Source organism: Pediococcus parvulus (assembly GCF_007990205.1).
Classification (GTDB): Bacteria; Bacillota; Bacilli; order Lactobacillales; family Lactobacillaceae; genus Pediococcus; species Pediococcus parvulus.
The window spans coordinates 18,505-35,258 of the sequence record NZ_BJWE01000005.1 but is presented as its reverse complement, the minus strand read 5'-3'; the positions used below and the strand labels follow the sequence as shown (position 1 = coordinate 35,258).

The 16,754-nt window shown below is 41.4% G+C and carries 17 protein-coding genes and 1 riboswitch; of the genes, 8 read left to right on the top strand and 9 right to left on the bottom strand.

What is annotated here, in order from left to right; translation table 11 throughout:
- Nucleotides 1-93: 93 nt before the first annotated feature.
- Together dapF and PPA04_RS02260 are read right to left on the bottom strand one after the other, a co-directional pair.
- On the bottom strand, nt 94-1,095 hold the full coding sequence (gene dapF, locus PPA04_RS02265; RefSeq protein ID WP_057782830.1) for a diaminopimelate epimerase: 1,002 nt from the start codon (nt 1,093-1,095) through the stop codon (nt 94-96).
- Entirely contained in the window at nt 1,085-2,479 is a 1,395-nt protein-coding gene (locus PPA04_RS02260) for an aspartate kinase (RefSeq protein ID WP_057782832.1), read from the bottom strand. Before PPA04_RS02260 ends, dapF begins: the two co-directional genes overlap by 11 nt.
- 345 nt (nt 2,480-2,824) lie before the next feature.
- Nucleotides 2,825-3,008, top strand: a riboswitch (Lysine riboswitch).
- A 107-nt stretch (nt 3,009-3,115) separates the two neighbouring features.
- On the opposite strand from PPA04_RS02260, the gene lysA reads away from it, so the two are divergent.
- The 7 genes from lysA to PPA04_RS02225 all read left to right on the top strand — a co-directional run bounded on the left by lysA (nt 3,116) and on the right by PPA04_RS02225 (nt 10,448).
- Nucleotides 3,116-4,420, top strand: coding sequence for a diaminopimelate decarboxylase (lysA, locus tag PPA04_RS02255; RefSeq protein WP_057782834.1), 1,305 nt, complete (start codon nt 3,116-3,118; stop codon nt 4,418-4,420).
- A gap of 120 nt (nt 4,421-4,540) precedes the next feature.
- Nucleotides 4,541-5,251: a 2,3,4,5-tetrahydropyridine-2,6-dicarboxylate N-acetyltransferase gene (gene dapD / locus PPA04_RS02250; RefSeq protein WP_057782836.1), complete on the top strand. Its 711-nt coding sequence runs from the start codon at nt 4,541-4,543 to the stop codon at nt 5,249-5,251.
- A 19-nt stretch (nt 5,252-5,270) separates the two neighbouring features.
- The gene (locus PPA04_RS02245) at nt 5,271-6,425 is read left to right on the top strand and encodes an N-acetyldiaminopimelate deacetylase (RefSeq protein ID WP_057782906.1); all 1,155 of its coding nucleotides are present in this window, start codon (nt 5,271-5,273) and stop codon (nt 6,423-6,425) included.
- Nucleotides 6,426-6,440: 15 nt separating this feature from the next.
- Nucleotides 6,441-7,367, top strand: coding sequence for a 4-hydroxy-tetrahydrodipicolinate synthase (dapA, locus tag PPA04_RS02240; protein WP_057782838.1), 927 nt, complete (start codon nt 6,441-6,443; stop codon nt 7,365-7,367).
- Nucleotides 7,360-8,136 carry a 4-hydroxy-tetrahydrodipicolinate reductase gene (gene dapB, locus PPA04_RS02235; protein WP_057782840.1) on the top strand — a complete coding sequence of 259 codons (777 nt, stop codon included), beginning with the start codon at nt 7,360-7,362 and terminating at the stop codon, nt 8,134-8,136. Before dapA ends, dapB begins: the two co-directional genes overlap by 8 nt.
- 18 nt (nt 8,137-8,154) lie before the next feature.
- A complete protein-coding gene (locus PPA04_RS02230) occupies nt 8,155-9,348 on the top strand; it encodes an aminotransferase class I/II-fold pyridoxal phosphate-dependent enzyme (RefSeq protein WP_057782842.1) in 1,194 nt (397 codons plus the stop codon).
- Between the two features lie 29 nt (nt 9,349-9,377).
- The gene (locus PPA04_RS02225; protein ID WP_229923052.1) at nt 9,378-10,448 is read left to right on the top strand and encodes an aspartate-semialdehyde dehydrogenase; all 1,071 of its coding nucleotides are present in this window, start codon (nt 9,378-9,380) and stop codon (nt 10,446-10,448) included.
- Between the two features lie 288 nt (nt 10,449-10,736).
- On the opposite strand, the gene PPA04_RS02220 is transcribed toward PPA04_RS02225, so the two are convergent.
- The 7 genes from PPA04_RS02220 to PPA04_RS02190 form a co-directional block, all read right to left on the bottom strand.
- The gene (locus tag PPA04_RS02220) at nt 10,737-11,447 is read right to left on the bottom strand and encodes an MFS transporter (RefSeq protein ID WP_057782849.1); all 711 of its coding nucleotides are present in this window, start codon (nt 11,445-11,447) and stop codon (nt 10,737-10,739) included.
- Between the two features lie 3 nt (nt 11,448-11,450).
- A complete protein-coding gene (locus PPA04_RS02215; RefSeq protein ID WP_057782851.1) occupies nt 11,451-12,158 on the bottom strand; it encodes an MFS transporter in 708 nt (235 codons plus the stop codon).
- Between the two features lie 103 nt (nt 12,159-12,261).
- Entirely contained in the window at nt 12,262-13,683 is a 1,422-nt protein-coding gene (locus tag PPA04_RS02210) for an MFS transporter (RefSeq protein ID WP_057782853.1), read from the bottom strand.
- Between the two features lie 76 nt (nt 13,684-13,759).
- Nucleotides 13,760-14,230: a DUF2975 domain-containing protein gene (locus tag PPA04_RS02205; protein ID WP_057782856.1), complete on the bottom strand. Its 471-nt coding sequence runs from the start codon at nt 14,228-14,230 to the stop codon at nt 13,760-13,762.
- Nucleotides 14,231-14,260: 30 nt separating this feature from the next.
- Entirely contained in the window at nt 14,261-14,593 is a 333-nt protein-coding gene (locus tag PPA04_RS02200) for a DsrE family protein (protein WP_057782858.1), read from the bottom strand.
- A gap of 10 nt (nt 14,594-14,603) precedes the next feature.
- A complete protein-coding gene (locus tag PPA04_RS02195; RefSeq protein ID WP_395387306.1) occupies nt 14,604-15,548 on the bottom strand; it encodes a DNA/RNA non-specific endonuclease in 945 nt (314 codons plus the stop codon).
- Between the two features lie 18 nt (nt 15,549-15,566).
- Nucleotides 15,567-16,238 carry a sunset domain-containing protein gene (locus PPA04_RS02190; protein WP_057782861.1) on the bottom strand — a complete coding sequence of 224 codons (672 nt, stop codon included), beginning with the start codon at nt 16,236-16,238 and terminating at the stop codon, nt 15,567-15,569.
- A gap of 250 nt (nt 16,239-16,488) precedes the next feature.
- Between PPA04_RS02190 and PPA04_RS02185 the strand changes: the two genes are divergently transcribed.
- Nucleotides 16,489-16,689, top strand: coding sequence for a cold-shock protein (locus tag PPA04_RS02185; RefSeq protein WP_057749326.1), 201 nt, complete (start codon nt 16,489-16,491; stop codon nt 16,687-16,689).
- Nucleotides 16,690-16,754 lie beyond the last annotated feature (65 nt).

Genomic DNA, 16,754 nt, shown 5'->3' with positions numbered 1-16,754 from the left:
CGGAAGAATCTGCTTTTTCCCACGTTTTAGAAATAATATTTGGGGAAATATAAATAGACCGGACAAAACATAGTTTTTGTCCGGCCTCTTTTTTTATGATTTAACGGAAATATTGTTGATTTTTGGCAATTGTGTCACAAATTTTTGATAACTTGTTTCTTCATCCGTTTTGTTGATTTGAACATCAGTTAATTTAGCGGCATGCAGGTCAGCTTCGGAAATCTCAAGGTGATGTGTGACCGTCGCATTTCCAATTAAATCAATATCATAGATGCCATTTCGTTTGTGGACGTTGGTTTTAACTAAGCCACCGAGATTATAAACGGTGATTTCTTGATCAAACTGACCTTCATCAGGATGGGTGAGGGCAAATGCCAAACTAGTAGCTGACATGCCGGTTCCACAAGCATTGGTGAAGCCAACTCCTCGTTCAAAAGTACGAACAAATAATTTATTTTGACCCAAAATTTCCGCAAAACTGACATTTACGCCGTCTGGAAAGTAAGGGTTGGGTTCGTTGAGACGTTTCCCTAAAGTCCCTAGGTCATCAGATGCTAATTCTTCAGCAGAGACAAAACTGATCAAATGAGGATTAGGCACTGCGAGTGCGGTAAATTTGAGTTCTGGTAGTAGTTCTGGCCATGGCTCGTCAACTAATTGCTGATGGTTTGCATTGTGAAACGGTAACTTTTCCGCATCAAATGAGACTGGTGAAATTTCAACACTAAATGCGGGCACGTTTGGCGCAAAATCCTTTGCTTTACTGACTTTTAAATCGGCGTTAAGCGTTTGAACTTTAAATTGGTCTACCTGAAATTTTTTACTTAAATAACGGGAAACGGTCCGTAACCCATTTCCACACATTGAGGCTTCACTGCCATCAGCGTTAATGACCCGCATCTGGGCCAAGGCCGTTTCGTGCGTGGGCTCGTCAATGACTAAAACGCCATCTGCTCCCTGTAAAAGTCCGGTTTGCGGATTTGTAATTTTTGTGGCGAAATTAATTAATTCTTGGTCAGTTAATTTAGTTTGTAGCTGAGTTTGATCGAGTAAAAAGAAGTGGTTTTCGGAACCATGAACTTTATCAATCTGCATGAGTAGTGCTCCTTTCGTGGGTGTCAGTTTGACATGTGAAAAACTGTTGATAGATTTGTTTGATGGCTTTTTTGGCGTCTGCTTGTTTGGTGCCTAACATAATTGAAATTCGTGAAGCACCCTGATTGATCATGTGAACACCAATGTTGTTTTCAGCGAGGGGACGGATGATATTTTCAATTGTCCCAACTTTTGACCGCATACCTTCACCAACCACCATGATAATCGCATAATCATCAATCCAATCAAGTTGATCTGGATGCAACGTATTTTTAATGTCATGACACATCTCATGAATAGTTTCGTTGTCTAACTGGTTTTTGTCAAAGATTATGGTTAAGTCATCAATTCCAGAAGGCATATGTTCATAAGAAACATCATATTTATATAAAATTTGAAGGAGTTTTAATGTAAAACCAACTTCTTTATTTAGCAGGTAACGGTGCAGATATAGAGCCGCAAATCGATCGGAACTTGCTACACCCGTGATGGTGCGGTGGGGCTCAAAACTATCTTCTGGAACGATTAAAGTTCCCGGTAATTCGGGATGATTAGTGTTTTTCACATTGATTGGGACCTGGCCTTCAATTGCCGGAATGATTGCCTCATCATGAAACACGGAAAAACCTGCATAAGAAAGTTCGCGCATTTCGCGGTAGGTCATTTTCTTAATGGCATGGGGATGATCTACAATCCGTGGATCGGCCGCGTAAATGGCATCAACGTCAGTGAAATTTTCGTATAAATCGGCTTTTAGTCCTCGGGAAACAATTGCGCCGGTGATATCGGAACCACCGCGGGAAAAGGTGGCAATCTGGCCATTCGGCGTAAACCCAAAGAAACCAGGAAAAATTAGTTTTTCTTCTGTAACCTTTAGATGCGCTAAATTTTCGTAAGTTTCTGGTAAAACAGAGGCGTCACTCGGATCGTCAGTTACGATAATTCCTGCCTCAAAAGGATCCACAAAGCGAGCAGGGATGTTCAGATGATTGAGCACGGCGGTTAACAACATGGCATTAAGACGTTCACCATGCGCTTTGAAGGCAGCCATCAAATACGTGTTGCTTGGATAATATTCAAGGGGTAGTGACCGAAGCTTTTTGATGATTTTGTCAATTGGTCTAGCTGGCAATCCAAAGAAATCACTAATCGCTTGGTAGCGTTGACTAATTTTATCCACAACCGTTTTTGGATCTTGATGATCAATTACCCTTTGAGCGTAGGTGATTAGGAGATCGGTGACCTTTGTATCTTCAGAAAATCGTTTCCCTGGTGCGGAAACAACGACAATCTGTCGTGCAGGATCAGCCTTAATGATGGAGATGACTTTTTGAAAATGGGCGCCGTCTGCTAATGAGCTACCGCCAAATTTAACAACCTTCATGAGTAAAAAATCCTTTCTAGTTTTCAAAAATTATATTTTATTAAAGTTTGATTAGTTATTGTGAATTTTAGCATTTTTTTGATGAATAGCAACTAAATTATTCTTTGAATTAATCAATTATAAGAAATACTTAGTAGTAAGTTTTTTATTTTTGATTTAAGAAAACAATGCGGCTGGCCGCAGTTCAAAACTACATGTGAAAGCAATGTTAGAACTAAACAAGCTCGATATTAGCAGCTCTAAATTAAATGGAGATAAAGTTGTTTTAACTGATACAAAAGAGCTACAGGGAATTTTATTGGAGTAAGGGGGTTGACTATCTGTGAGAAGTATTATAAACTTTTTAATAATTTAAGAGGTCGCAACCAACAAGAGTAATTAGTGGAATTTCTATCAAATTATGAAGCTAGTGAAAGGGGCGGTTGCCGAAGCGTCAAATCTGGATAGGGGTTTGGTGTGCTGGGACGTAGTTTAACAGACTGCGGACTGTCGCAGCAAAACATGTCGGCTGCGGGGCGCTATCGACAATTGATACAGAATAATAATGAACTCATTCTGGGATCTTTTTGTTTGCGCTAAACAAAAAGGTCTCTTTTTTGTTTAATAAAATAATTATAAAACTAGTGGGGTAAATAAATGGGTACTCAAGGGGAGCAACAAGTAAACGAAGCAGGACATTTAATGATTGATGGGGCTGATGCCGTAGAATTGGCGCATACTTATGGGACGCCGCTAATTGCCTATGATGTCTCAGCAATCCGCCAACAAATTCGGCGGTTTAAAAAGGTGTTTGAGCGTAATCAAGTCGATTACGCCGTGAGTTATGCCAGCAAAGCATTTGCCACAGTTGGGATGTTTCAACTTGTCAATCAAGAGGACGCGCACATTGATGTGGTATCAGGTGGCGAGTTATATACGGCCATCAAAGCTGGCTTTCCAATGGAAAAAGTTAGTTTTCACGGCAATAACAAATCACGCGCAGAATTGGAAATGGCCGTGGATCATCATATCGGGGTTGTGATTTTAGATAATTTTCACGAAATTGAGTTACTAAGCGAAATCTTGAAAGAAAAACAACAGACAATTAAAGTCATGTTACGTTTAACGCCCGGTGTTTCAGCGCATACCCATAAGTATGACCAAACTGGTCAAGAGGATAGCAAATTCGGCTTTGATATTCAATCTGGGCAAGCGCAAAAAGCGTTGCAGCAGGTGTTAGCAAATTCACAACTAGAGATGCTTGGTATTCATGCTCACATTGGTTCACAAATCTTTGAGGTTAATGGGTTTGTCATGGCAGCCCAAAAATTAGTTGATTTGGCTGCTGACTGGCAAAAGAAGTTTAACTTTGAAACCCGAGTCTTAAATATTGGTGGGGGCTTTGGGATTCAGTACACCAAAGAAGATGATCCGCTGGCACCCGAAGAATTTGTTGACGCAATTGTGAAGGCCGTCCAAAAGCAGGTCACGTTACGTCAGCTAAAAATGCCGGCCATTTGGATTGAACCGGGCCGTTCCATTGCAGGCCCCGCGGGATATAGCTTATATACAATTGGCTCAAGAAAAGAAGTACCTGGCATTCGCCCATATGTGACGGTGGATGGCGGGATGGGCGATAACATTCGACCGGCGCTTTATGAGGCCAAATATGAAGCCGTTTTAGCTAATCAGGCAACGGCTAAACCAGATGAAACGGTTAGAATTGCAGGTAAATATTGTGAATCAGGCGATATTTTGATTCAAAAACAAGCCTTACCTAAATCGCAGCCTGGTGATGTTTTGGTAATTCCAGCTACTGGTGCTTACGGGTATTCAATGGCGTCAAATTATAATCGAAATCCGCGGCCAGCGGTGGTGTTTGTCGAAAAAGGTAAAGCACAAGTCATTGTTAAACGAGAAAGTTATGAAGATTTGGTCAAACTGGATTGCAGTTTTGTTTAGTTGCTGAATGCCATATAATATAGAAGAATCGAGAATTTTTAAAGTTCAAATAACCATTGAGCCTTATGATAACCTGACAACGAAAAATAAAAAAGTTTATATAAAGGAAGGATTTTATCCATGGCACAGTTAGATGCACGTGAAATCATTGATTTTATCAGTAACGCCAAGAAAAAAACACCCGTAAAGGTCACTCTAAAAGGTGATTTGACTAAACTTGATGTTCCAAAAGGCGTCCGAGCGTTTGTAGAAACCAAAACCGGAACCGTTTTTGGCGATTGGGCAGATGTTAAACCATTTCTTGAGAACAACAAAGCAGTTATTGAAGATTATGAAGTTGAAAATGATGGACGTAATTCAGCGGTCCCATTGTTGGACACTAAGAACATCAATGCGCGCATCGAACCCGGGGCAATTATCCGGGATCAAGTTGTGATCGGTGACAATGCCGTCATTATGATGGGAGCATTGATCAACATTGGCGCTGAGGTTGGTGAAGACACCATGATTGATATGGGAGTTGTCATGGGCGGTCGTGCGATTGTCGGAAAACATGCTCATATTGGTGCCGGAACTGTTTTAGCTGGCGTGGTTGAGCCGGCGTCTGCCCAACCCGTGCGCATTGATGATAATGTCATGATTGGGGCAAATTCCGTTGTTTTGGAAGGTGTTCACGTTGGAGAAGGGGCAGTTGTGGCTGCTGGTGCGGTTGTGACGCATGATGTTGCCCCATACACGATGGTGGCTGGTGTGCCTGCCCGCAAAATGAAAGATATTGATGACCAAACTCGGTCAAAGACAGAACTCGAGGACACTTTAAGAAAGCTGTAAAGTTATGAACAAACAAGCAATGTTAACAGAGCCTCAATTAATCAAAATTTATCAAAGCTTGCATCAGATTCCAGAACTTGCGATGCAAGAAACGGAAACCCATGCTTTCATTAAAAGAACGGTGCTTCAGTTCGACCAAACTAATTTGGAAATTCAAACTCCGCCAGAAATGCCGACCGCGTTACTCGTGTTAGTTCACGGGAGTGCATCTGAACGGACAATTGGCTATCGAACAGATATTGATGGACTACCAGTTGCAGAACAAACTGGATTGCCATTTGCTTCTAAACATCCCAATGTGATGCACGCCTGTGGCCATGATATTCATATGAGTGTTGCACTTGGCTTACTCGACTATTTTGCAGCTAACCAGCCGAAAGATAACTTGTTGTTTTTCTTCCAACCGGCTGAGGAAAGCTTGAACGGTGGCAAAACTGCTTATGAAAAGCAGATTTTCACTGGTAAATGGTGTCCAGATGAGTTTTACGGATTGCATGACAATCCTGATTTACCCACTGGTGCGATTGGTTGTCGGATGGGGACTTTGTTTGCCGGAACCACTGAAGTTGACGTGGATTTCTATGGGAAGGGTGGTCATGCGGCTTTTCCACAGGATGCAAATGATATGGTGGTGGCTGCGAGCCAGTTTATTAATCAAGTGCAGACCATTATTTCCCGCAGTGTGGATCCAATTGAAGGCGGCGTCATTACTTTTGGTAAATTTGATGCTGGTAGCATTCGCAATGTGATCGCGGGTCATGCCCGTTTGGAAGGCACGATTCGTGGGTTAACACAAAAGATGATTGAACATATTGATCAGCGAATTCAAGAGGTTGCGGATGGCATTGCGCAAAGTTATCAGGCCAAAGTAGTGGTGAAGCTTAATCAGGGCGGCTATTGGCCAGTTGAAAACAACCCGAAACTTACTCGAAACTTTATTACCTATATGAAACAAACAGAAGATGTGCAATTTGTTGAAACGAAACCCGCAATGACAGGTGAAGATTTTGGTTATTTGCTCGCTAAATTTCCAGGAACCATGTTTTGGCTAGGAGTTGACGATGATTCTCAACTTCATTCAGCCACATTAAAGCCTAATCCAAAAGCAATTGAGATTGGCATTCAGGCTATTAAAGGATTTCTATTAAATCGAATGCAAACAAAAGAAAATTAGGAAAGAAGGATACGGATGTTTAAAGATGCAGATATTTTAACCGCAATTGTGACGCCATTTGACGACCAAAACCACATTGATTTTGACGCCCTTGAAACGTTGACCAATCACCTATTAGAAACTGGTAGTCATGGCTTTATCATTGGCGGAACGACGGGGGAAACGCCCAATTTAACGCACGATGAAAAAATTGAATTATATACGAAATTTGGCAAAATTGTGAATGGCAGGGTGCCTGTTATTGCCGGAACTGGAAGCAACAATACTTTACAAACTACTGAATTGACTAAAGAAGTTGGTCAAATTGAAGGGATTGATATGGCACTTGTTGTGGTTCCTTATTACAACAAACCAAATCAACGCGGCATGATTGCGCATTTTACAACGGTGGCGGATGCTTCGCCGATTCCAGTGGCCATTTATAATATTCCTGGTCGAACAGGTGTCACGATGGCAAACGAAACGGTCGTTAAACTTGCCCAACATCCTAATATTCAAGCTGTTAAACAGTGTACTTCATTGGAAGATCTGGAGTTTTTAGTGGAACATACGCCAGATGATTTCATGGTTTATACCGGTGAAGATGCCCAAGCCTTACCTGGAATTGCGATTGGTGCTAAAGGGGTTGTTTCTGTGGCAGCCCACGTTTATGGCCAAGATATGCGCCAAATGTTAGATGCTTTTTATGCAGGTAACACTGCGTTAGCTGGCAAGTTACAACGAAGATTAACACCAAAAATGCAGGCGTTGTTCTTGTATCCTTCACCATCCCCTGTAAAAGCTGTCTTAACCGCACAAGGTTATCAGGTCGGCGGATGTCGTTTACCAATTTTGCCTTTGAACAAAGCGGAACGGGCTACGTTAGCAAAAGCTTTGGATTTGAATGAGGATGCATTAGAAAACAAGGGTAGTTTGGCCGAGTTAGGAGTTAATCATGATTAAAATAATTGTAGCGGGTTTTCGTGGATCAATGGGGCAAAAAACACTCAACCTTATCAAAAAAACTGAGGATTTTAAATTGGTTGGGGCATTCAGTCCTGACGCAACGGATATAAATTCTGCAAGTTATGGATTAGATGAGGATGTCCAGATTTTCAATAATTTAACGACCAAACCTGTCGAAGCAGATGTGTGGATTGATTTCAGTACGCCTGCTGGGGTGTTTGATAATGCTAAATTTGCATTGAAAAACCATATCAGACCAGTGATTGGGACTAGTGGTTTGACGGATCAGCAGGTTGCTGATTTAAAAGCCTATGCTAAAGAACAAGGTACAGCCGGTTTGATCGTTCCTAACTTTGGAATTTCAGCAGTTTTGTTGATGAAATTCGCTAAAGAAGCGGCAACTTACTTCCCAGATGTTGAAATTATTGAAATGCATCACGAAGATAAGTTGGATGCACCTTCTGGAACAGCTTTAAGCACTGCTAAACAAATTAGTGAGGTTCGCGAGGCCAATGATGCCCCAGAATTTAAAGAGACGTTAGAGGGTGCACGAGGCGCTAATTATAAAGGGATCCGAATTCATTCAGTTCGGTTGCCAGGCTATGTGGCTCATGAACAAGTTTTGTTTGGTGGCGAAGGCGAAGCGCTAACAATTCGTCAAGATTCGTTTAATCGTGATTCCTTTATGAAAGGTGTGGCCATTGCAGTTCATAAAGTTGGTTCATTAAAGGAACTAACGGTTGGTCTAGAAAATGTTTTATCGTAAAAATTAAGGAGTGGTTATATGCCAAAGTTAAGTGCAGCACTACAAGGAACAGTCAATCAAAAACTAAACTCAATTGGACCCTCAGGAATTCGGGCGTTTGATCAAAAGATTACAGGCACGCCGGGATTGGTTAAATTAACGCTAGGGGAACCTGGATTCAACACCCCTGAACATGTTAAAGAAGCTGGGATTCGCAGTATTCGTGAAAATGATTCTCACTATTCAGCACAAAAAGGAACCCCCGCATTGCGCAACGCCATTAGTGGCTTTTTGAAAAAGCGGCATGGATTAGACTACGATCCCAAAACAGAAATTGTGGCAACAATTGGCGCCACAGAAGCGTTAGCGGCTAGTTTATCAGCCATGTTAAACCCTGGTGATAAAGTAATTATCCCTACCCCTGCTTTTGCTTTATATGTGCCTTTGGTCGTCATTTCTGGTGGAATTCCAGTGGAAGTTGATACATCACAAGATAACTTTGTGTTGACTGCTAAAAAGTTAACAGAAACTCTAGACCGCGAGGGGGATGCCGTTAAAGCCTTAATTTTGACTTATCCGAATAACCCAACTGGTGTGGAATATTCCGAAAAAGAATTACAGGATCTCGCTGACGTGATTGCGAACCGGCCGATGTTTGTCATTGCAGATGAAATTTATAGTGAACTTACATATGGTGTGACGCATCATTCAATCGCTTCAATGATTCCAGAACAAACTATTTTGATTAATGGGTTATCAAAGTCGCATGCGATGACTGGCTATCGAGTTGGTTATATTGCCGCACCGGCAGACTTTATAAAAAATGCAGCTAAAATGCATGCCTTTTTGGTCACCGCACCGTCTAATCCAGCACAAGCTGCAGCTGCCGAGGCATTGGCAAACGGGCTAGATGATCCTAAAGAAATGTGTGTCCAGTATAAAAAGAGTCGGGATTATGTCATTGGTTGTTTAGACAAATTGGGATTTGAAACGGTTCCTCCTAAAGGGGCGTTTTACATTTTCGCGAAAATTCCAGAAAGATATACACAAAACTCGGTAGATTTTGCTACCGACCTTGCCCTGAAAGGTAAGGTTGGTGTCATTCCAGGGAGTGCGTTTGGACCTGGTGGTGAAGGTTATATTCGAATTTCTTATGCGGCAAGTGTCGAAGATTTACATGCCGCAATGACTAATATGGCTGCTTTTGTGAATGCAGACGCAACTATTGCATAATTGACAAAAAAGCGAATGAGAAGGTTAAGTTGATGAGAGAATACAATGTAGCAATTTTGGGGGCAACTGGTGCCGTGGGAACACGTCTAATTCAGCAGTTAGAGCAATCTACCATTCCGGTTAAGTCAGTGAAATTTTTGGCTTCATCGCGGTCGGCTGGCAAAGAGTTGGCATTTAAAGGTGAACCGGTAGTTGTTGAAGAGGCCACACCAGATTCATTTGAAGGTGTTGATTTAGTTTTAGCATCTGCTGGAGGTGCGGTTTCAAAGCGGCTTTTGCCAGAAGCTGTAAAACGTGGTGCAGTCTGCGTAGACAATACAAGTGCTTTTCGAATGGATCCGGAGGTACCATTGGTGGTACCTGAGGTTAATGAAGATGCATTGGAACGGCATCATGGAATTATTGCGAATCCAAATTGTTCAACGATTCAGATGGTGGTGGCGTTGGAACCAATTCGGAAGGCATTTGGTTTAAAACAGGTGATTGTGTCAACGTATCAGGCGGCATCGGGTGCTGGTCAGCAGGCTTGGAATGAAATGAACGAGCAGGCGCAACAGCATTTAAATGGCGAAAAAATGACGAGTACGATTTATCCTGTGAAGGGTGAAGAGAAGCATTATCCATTGGCGTTTAATTTGTTGCCACAGATTGATGTGTTTGAAGATGGTGGCTATACGCATGAAGAGTGGAAGATGATCCATGAAACCAAGAAGATTATGTTGGATGATATGGATGCGAAGGATATCAAGGTTACGGCAACGTGTGTGCGGGTACCGGTGGGTATTGGACATGGCGAGACGGTGTACTTTGAGGTGAAGGATGAGAAGAATGCGAGTCGGGAGAAGATTCAGCGGTTGTTGGCGAAGGCGCCTGGGGTAGTGTTGCAGGATGATCCAGACAAGCAGTTGTATCCACAGCCAATTTATGCGGAAGGAAAGCGCGATACATTTGTAGGAAGGGTGCGAGCGGATGAGGAGAATCCAGGCAATTACCATATGTGGGTAGTGTCGGATAATCTTTTGAAGGGAGCAGCGTGGAATACGGTGCAAATTGCGGAGAAGTTGGTGGAAAAAAGATTAGTGGGCGAGACAAGTCGCTAGTAAGTAAAATATAAGGAGGACGTATGCGGGATCGTAATCCCGCGGGAGTCCTTCTTATATTTTACTTACTGACTTGTCGAGCCGTCCTAGAGCTCAGCGGAAAAAATCAGTACAAAAGACGTATGCGGGATCGCAATCCCGCGGGAGTCATGCTTATCTTGTCTTTCTTGTTTTGTCGAGCCGTCCTAGAGCTCACCGAAATCCTAACTTAAGTACAAACGTGAATCAGTAAAGAAAAAATGCTTGGCTCAAACTACTTGTAGTTAGGTTAGTCCAAGCATTTTTTAGTTAGTTTGCACCAATTTGTTTCCGTGCTTTCCGAAAGTTAACAATCTGTAGCACTAACATGACCAATTCTAGGCCAATCAGGACAAGAAAATCATTTTGACTTCCGCGGGCGGTTGCACTTACCGTGGAGAGGCCGTGAGCGTTTATTTCACTAATAGAAATGAACGCCGCCATCAATGAGGCACCGATAGATCCAGAATACTGCTGAATGGCATTAAATGCGGCATTGCCGTCTCCCTTTAGTTTGCCAGGCAGCTGTTTCATGCCATCGGTCAAAAGATTACTGAAGGTTAACGAAAACCCGCCACTGAATAACGCGTAAAAAATGGTCATTAGTGGAATTGATAAAATAGACTGAAAACTAAAGAACAGGATTCCAGAAATCAAAGTGGCACTAATCCCAGTGATGATTGGAAGAGCGGCGCCACGTTTGTCCAAAACAACTCCGCCAAAAGGCATCAGAAACAGCCGTAACAAGCTACCGGGTAAGAGCAGGAGACCGGCCAATAAGGAGTTGACACCGAGAACTAATTGGCCGTAGTTGGGTAGCAAAAAGCTCATCCCAATATTGATCAATTGACAAAGCGCATAGGCAACAAAACTTAAAACAAAACGATGGTATTTAAAAATAGTAATATTAATCAATGGAAATGCAAAATGCCGGGCGTGCCAAACATATAAACCACCGGCAACGAGGCCTAAGAGTAACAAAATTCAAAAGTTCAAACTACCCCAGCCGTGAACAGCAGCCTCATTGAAGGCAAGAGAGATAAGGATAAAAACCCCAGCCAACCAGACAAAACCCATTAGATCTAAGCGTGGTTTTTCCACAGGGCGCGTTTGTTCAATGTTTAATAACCCAAGCACACTCGCAATTAGGGCAATTGGCAGGACAATCCAGAAAATGGCGCGCCAACCTAAACTATAAAGAATAATGCCACCGTACGTTGGACCCACGGAAGCCATGGATACAATAATGGCGCCAATGGCCATATAACGGCCGAGTTTTTGAAGGGGAATATCATGATTGATAATGCCAAACAAAAGAGGGGTCGTCATCCCGGTTGCGACACCACTAATTAATCGGCCAATCAGTAAGACTGGAAAGTTAGTGGCACTGACACAGAGAAATAAGCCAATAAAGAAAAGGATCACTGCCCAAGCAAAGATTTGCTTGAGTTTAAACCGTTTATGCATATAAGAAGATAAGGTCATCACAAGGGATGCTACCAGTAAATACCCAGAAGTGATCCACTGAACGGCCGAAATTGAGACCCCGAAAACGTGCATCAGCGTGGGGAAAGTGACGTTCATGGCCGTTTCTAATAAAATGCCACAAAAAGACATTACACCGGTTCCGATAATTGCTAGAATTGTCTTCTTAGAAACTTTGTTGTTTGGAATAAATTGATCTGTTTGCATTGTTTTACCTCTAAATTCTTTCTTAATTTATCATATCATGAAACGTTAAATCTAATTTTAGACACAAAAAGGCAAGTCGATTCGGTTCGACTTGCCTTAAACTTTATTTTACGATTTGATTTTTTTGAATCTTGAAATTCCAAGCCTGAATGCCTAACATGGCAACGGCCATAAAAATCAGCAAAATGAAATCATGGGAACTTCCACGAGCAATGGCCTGTTTAGTGGAAATTCCAGTTGCATTCATTTGACTAATGGCGATTAAAGTGGCCATCAATGAAGTCCCAATTGAGCCGGAATATTGTTGAATAGCATTAAATGCAGCATTACCGTCATCTTTTAAATGCATTGGCAATTGTTTCATCCCGTTTGCCAGTGTATTACTGTACGTGAGTGAAAACCCAACGCTAAAGAATACGTAGAAAAATGTCATCAAGGGAATTGTTAAAAATGACATGAAGGATAAAAATAAAATGGCTGAGATTAAGATGCAACCAATTCCAGTTAGGATTGGCAAGGACGGACCTTTGCGGTCTAGCAAGTTACCGCCCCATGGCATAATAAAAATCCGTAATACACTTCCTGGTAAAAGTAAAAACCCTGCTAATAAGGCGTTTGTGCCTAAAACTAATTGACCAAAGTTTGGTAGTAGGAAACTCATTCCAAGGTTAATTAACTGACACAGCGCATAGGCTAAAAAGCTGAACACAAAAGGTTGGTATGTAAAAATTTTAACATTGATTAACGGTGATTTGGTATGGGTGGCGTGCCAAGCATACAAGCCAACAGCTAACAGGCCAATAACCAACATTAACCAAAAACCAGTGCTTGCCCAACCATGAGTAGAAGCCTCGTTGAAAGCTAAGGCAATTAAGACAAAAGCAGCAGCAATCCAGGTAAATCCCAAAATATCAAGCTTAGGTCGTTGGGTATCACGATGCTGTTCAATGTTTAGGATCCCAATTACAGCAGCAATTAATGAAACGGGAAGGACAATCCAAAAGATTAATCGCCAACCAAAGTAGTAAGATACGAGACCGCCATACGTTGGGCCAATTGTTGGCGCCATTGAAATGATGATCGCGCCAATTGCTGTGTAGCTTCCCAGTTTTTGAATGGGAATTTCGTGATTGATAATACTAAACATGAGAGGCGTGGTGAGGCCGGTTGCGATCCCACCAATTAATCGTCCGGTTAAAAGAACTGGAAAACTGGTGGCAAATACACAAAGGAGCAAGCCTAAAATAAACAGAATTACGGAAACGGTATAAATGTTTCTCAGTTTGAATCGTTTGTGAATATAAGAAGCCAGGGCCATGACAAGGGCAGCAATTAGGAGATATCCAGAAGTAATCCACTGAATGCTGGAGACTGATACCCCTAATTGTTTCATTAGAGTGGGGAAGGTGACATTCATTGAGGTCTCGAGTAGGACGCCACAAAATGACATCATTCCAGTTCCAACAATTGATAAAATAATTTTTTTTGAGACTTGTTCGTCTTGAGTAAAACGGTTGTTTTCCATGCTAGTTCGCCTTTCGTTTTTTGACCATGTTTACTATCTTACCACGATACAAAACGATAGGAACAAAAAAGTTAGATTAAGCTTCCTTATTTGTTAAGGTGAGCGCTGCAGTTACTAATTTAGAAAACAGTCGCGCAAGAATGGTTAACGTAATTGCCACACCGGTAAAAATAATACCTATCAACAAAATTCCAGGAGCATCCGTGTGATCCGCCACGACGTACAAGGCGGGCAGGTCCAGAATGGCAACAACAGAGATACCCACAAAAAGATGACTAATTTGAGCCAACCTTGTTGACGTTAAACTACTGTAGAATTGATTTTTATCAATGGCAAGTAAGAGATGAAAACAAAGGTAGCTCGTGATCAAAAGAAAAATTCCTGCTGCAAAAACGCCAACGGCAAGATTATAAAAGACGTAGGCATAATGATTATTGAAATCAAAACCCACTATGGTAAAGCCATAAGTACCGAAGCCCCAGCCAGCAATAATTGCGAGGGTAACTAAGAATAAAATTATTTTTAAAAGCAAACTTTCTTTTTTCATAATGGTCATCTCCAAAATAAGGTTTTAATACTAAGGTTTAATGTAACGAAAACCTTGATCTTGTAACGTCACAAGATCAATCACACCGGCAGGAACCACTTTAACGGTCTTGGGCAATTGCTCAGCTGAAATGTGGTGACTAGCCATGGCGTTTTGACAAGCATGGAATTCGACGGTTCCTTGATGGGTGCTAATGAATACTTGAACATCATTTGCCAAATACTCAGTGATTGCAGATCCGTTAACGACAACCACGATGGAAATAGTCAGTTGCTTTTGTTTAGCATAGCTCAGGGCATTTACCACGTTTGACAAGGCAGTTTGCCACTTTGAGTTTTCGTCAATATGAAAGACAATTTTCATTTCTCAAACCTCATTTCTTAACACTGGTACCAGTTTGATAATTGATGGTATAACCAGATTCAATGTTAAAAATATAAACATTAAAGTGGACGGCGTTACTGCCAATTGATTGGCCCTCCATGTGAATACCACGGGCGACGAGTTCTTTTCCACGAAAAACGGGCGTCACACGATAGCGCACGTAATGATTTTTGTTGGCTTTTACATAGTCTGCCACTTCATTTTCATAAGTTGTCATTTCAGGATCGTTGAGGGAACGTGTGCCAGTCATTAAGTTCTTGGCATTGTTGTTTTGCCCTGTTAATTGATAACCAATTAAGTGACAGCGATTGTACAGCCAACCGTTGCTAGTCTTTTTGTTATGCCAGCCAGTGGGGTCTACATCCAAAGACTCGCGTTCCGTTTTAGGCATTAAACTTTTGTTTAGAAGTGCATTTGCTGCTGAAACCCGATTATAGCGATCTAGATTACCATAAGTTTGCCAAGCACCTTTACTGGTGGAAAGATCGGCAGTCGAAAAGTTGGGGTTGTTTTGGTTAATGGTGATGGTTTGTTGACCAGCGTATGATTTGTTGGCTAATTCGGTATCATCGGAAGTCTGGCTACTCGTCTTGTCTGCATTTGATTGTGTTTTGGCAAAATTAATATGCAAACTGCTGGCCCTTTTTTTGATCGAGGCAGACTGGGAGGATAGGGCACGATTTAGTTTGCTATTTTTAGATTCCAAAGAGTTGGCCAAAACTTTAGCACTGGAATTTGCCTTAGTGATGACTTTTGTGGACATCACACTATTCACACTAAAGTATTTTCGACGCGCGTAAGAACCCGCTTGATTCCAACTTAACAGTAAAGTGATTACGGCTAATAAAACGAACCAAAGGCGATCTTTTCGTTGGCGGAAAGCAACGACGATAGCAAAGAGACCAATAATTAAAAAGATAATTCCAATAAACATCATTAATTTCTCCCCTTACTACCTTTTTGCCTTACGATAGCCAGCAGATTGAGCCTGGGCTTCCGTTTGAAAGTGGACAGCATTTTGAGAATTCATATGGTAGCCTGCCTGACCAGGAACGTGGTAGATTCGTGAATTTTTATTACCAATAATTCTTTTCTTGGTGGTTGTGTCTAGATCTCCCTGTTTAGAAGTCTTGTCGGCGCTGGTTGAATTTGAAACTTGTGTTGAACTTTGTGAGGCAACACTTGATTGTTGAACTTCTTTTTTGGCCTGTTTGCTTTCCGATTCTTGTCTTGAATTTACTGACTGTGAAGATGCTTTTTTAGCCGATTCAACCTTATCTGACAAATCCTCAACTGAATTTGATTGAGAAGTGATCTTGGATGATATTTTTGCGAGCGCATAGGCCCGTAGTTTAGCAGACTCCAGTTCTTTTTTGCCAACCGTTTTTGTTTTGTAAATTCTTTTGACAGATGGGGCTGACGTTACGGGTTGTGGATTAGTGAATTGAAAACCAAAAATGGCGACGCAAAATAACAGTACGGTACCTAAAATATAACTTTTATATTTAGTAGTTGGTACATGAAAAAGCATTTGATGCGTAACTTTATTGTAGAGGGTTATAGCTTCCAACACTATAAAACCCAGAATGCTTAATGCGATTAAGACAGCAAAAAAACTATTCATGATAAAAATCACTTCCCTAAGTTAATAATACCTGGGTTTTAAATGCAAAACAATAGAGAGTGATCGACTTATAAGAGTTTTTAGAAGTCGTTTCATTTGTATTCATACTTAGTTCCTGTTAAGATTATGTTAATGTGTTTTATCAGTTTGGTTATTAAGGGTTCGAAGTTCTAAGAGCGTGACTCCTTTCGTAATTGGCTCGTGGGATACAAAATTAAAAAAGCGCACTGCGCTAGGAGGATTCATTCACATGGAAAAAGGCAAAGTTAAATGGTTTAACCCTGATAAGGGATTTGGTTTTATCAACCGCGAAAATGGTGACGATGTATTCGTTCATTTTTCAGCAATTCAAGGCGACGGTTTTAAGACATTGGAAGAAAACCAAGAAGTTACTTTTGATGTAGAAGACAGCGACCGTGGACCACAAGCTGTTAATGTTCAAAAACAGTAAACATTCTCGCATAGTTGTGATTGCTTAGGCAAAACATAAAGCGAGGTTTTATTTATTAAGTATTC

Coding starts and splice junctions, on each gene's coding strand:
- dapF (WP_057782830.1), bottom strand. CDS start 1,095: ATGCAGATTGATAAAGTTCATGGTTCCGAAAACCACTTCTTTTTACTC.
- PPA04_RS02260 (WP_057782832.1), bottom strand. CDS start 2,479: ATGAAGGTTGTTAAATTTGGCGGTAGCTCATTAGCAGACGGCGCCCAT.
- lysA (WP_057782834.1), top strand. CDS start 3,116: ATGGGTACTCAAGGGGAGCAACAAGTAAACGAAGCAGGACATTTAATG.
- dapD (WP_057782836.1), top strand. CDS start 4,541: ATGGCACAGTTAGATGCACGTGAAATCATTGATTTTATCAGTAACGCC.
- PPA04_RS02245 (WP_057782906.1), top strand. CDS start 5,271: ATGTTAACAGAGCCTCAATTAATCAAAATTTATCAAAGCTTGCATCAG.
- dapA (WP_057782838.1), top strand. CDS start 6,441: ATGTTTAAAGATGCAGATATTTTAACCGCAATTGTGACGCCATTTGAC.
- dapB (WP_057782840.1), top strand. CDS start 7,360: ATGATTAAAATAATTGTAGCGGGTTTTCGTGGATCAATGGGGCAAAAA.
- PPA04_RS02230 (WP_057782842.1), top strand. CDS start 8,155: ATGCCAAAGTTAAGTGCAGCACTACAAGGAACAGTCAATCAAAAACTA.
- PPA04_RS02215 (WP_057782851.1), bottom strand. CDS start 12,158: ATGCAAACAGATCAATTTATTCCAAACAACAAAGTTTCTAAGAAGACA.
- PPA04_RS02210 (WP_057782853.1), bottom strand. CDS start 13,683: ATGGAAAACAACCGTTTTACTCAAGACGAACAAGTCTCAAAAAAAATT.
- PPA04_RS02205 (WP_057782856.1), bottom strand. CDS start 14,230: ATGAAAAAAGAAAGTTTGCTTTTAAAAATAATTTTATTCTTAGTTACC.
- PPA04_RS02200 (WP_057782858.1), bottom strand. CDS start 14,593: ATGAAAATTGTCTTTCATATTGACGAAAACTCAAAGTGGCAAACTGCC.
- PPA04_RS02195 (WP_395387306.1), bottom strand. CDS start 15,548: ATGTTTATTGGAATTATCTTTTTAATTATTGGTCTCTTTGCTATCGTC.
- PPA04_RS02190 (WP_057782861.1), bottom strand. CDS start 16,238: ATGAATAGTTTTTTTGCTGTCTTAATCGCATTAAGCATTCTGGGTTTT.
- PPA04_RS02185 (WP_057749326.1), top strand. CDS start 16,489: ATGGAAAAAGGCAAAGTTAAATGGTTTAACCCTGATAAGGGATTTGGT.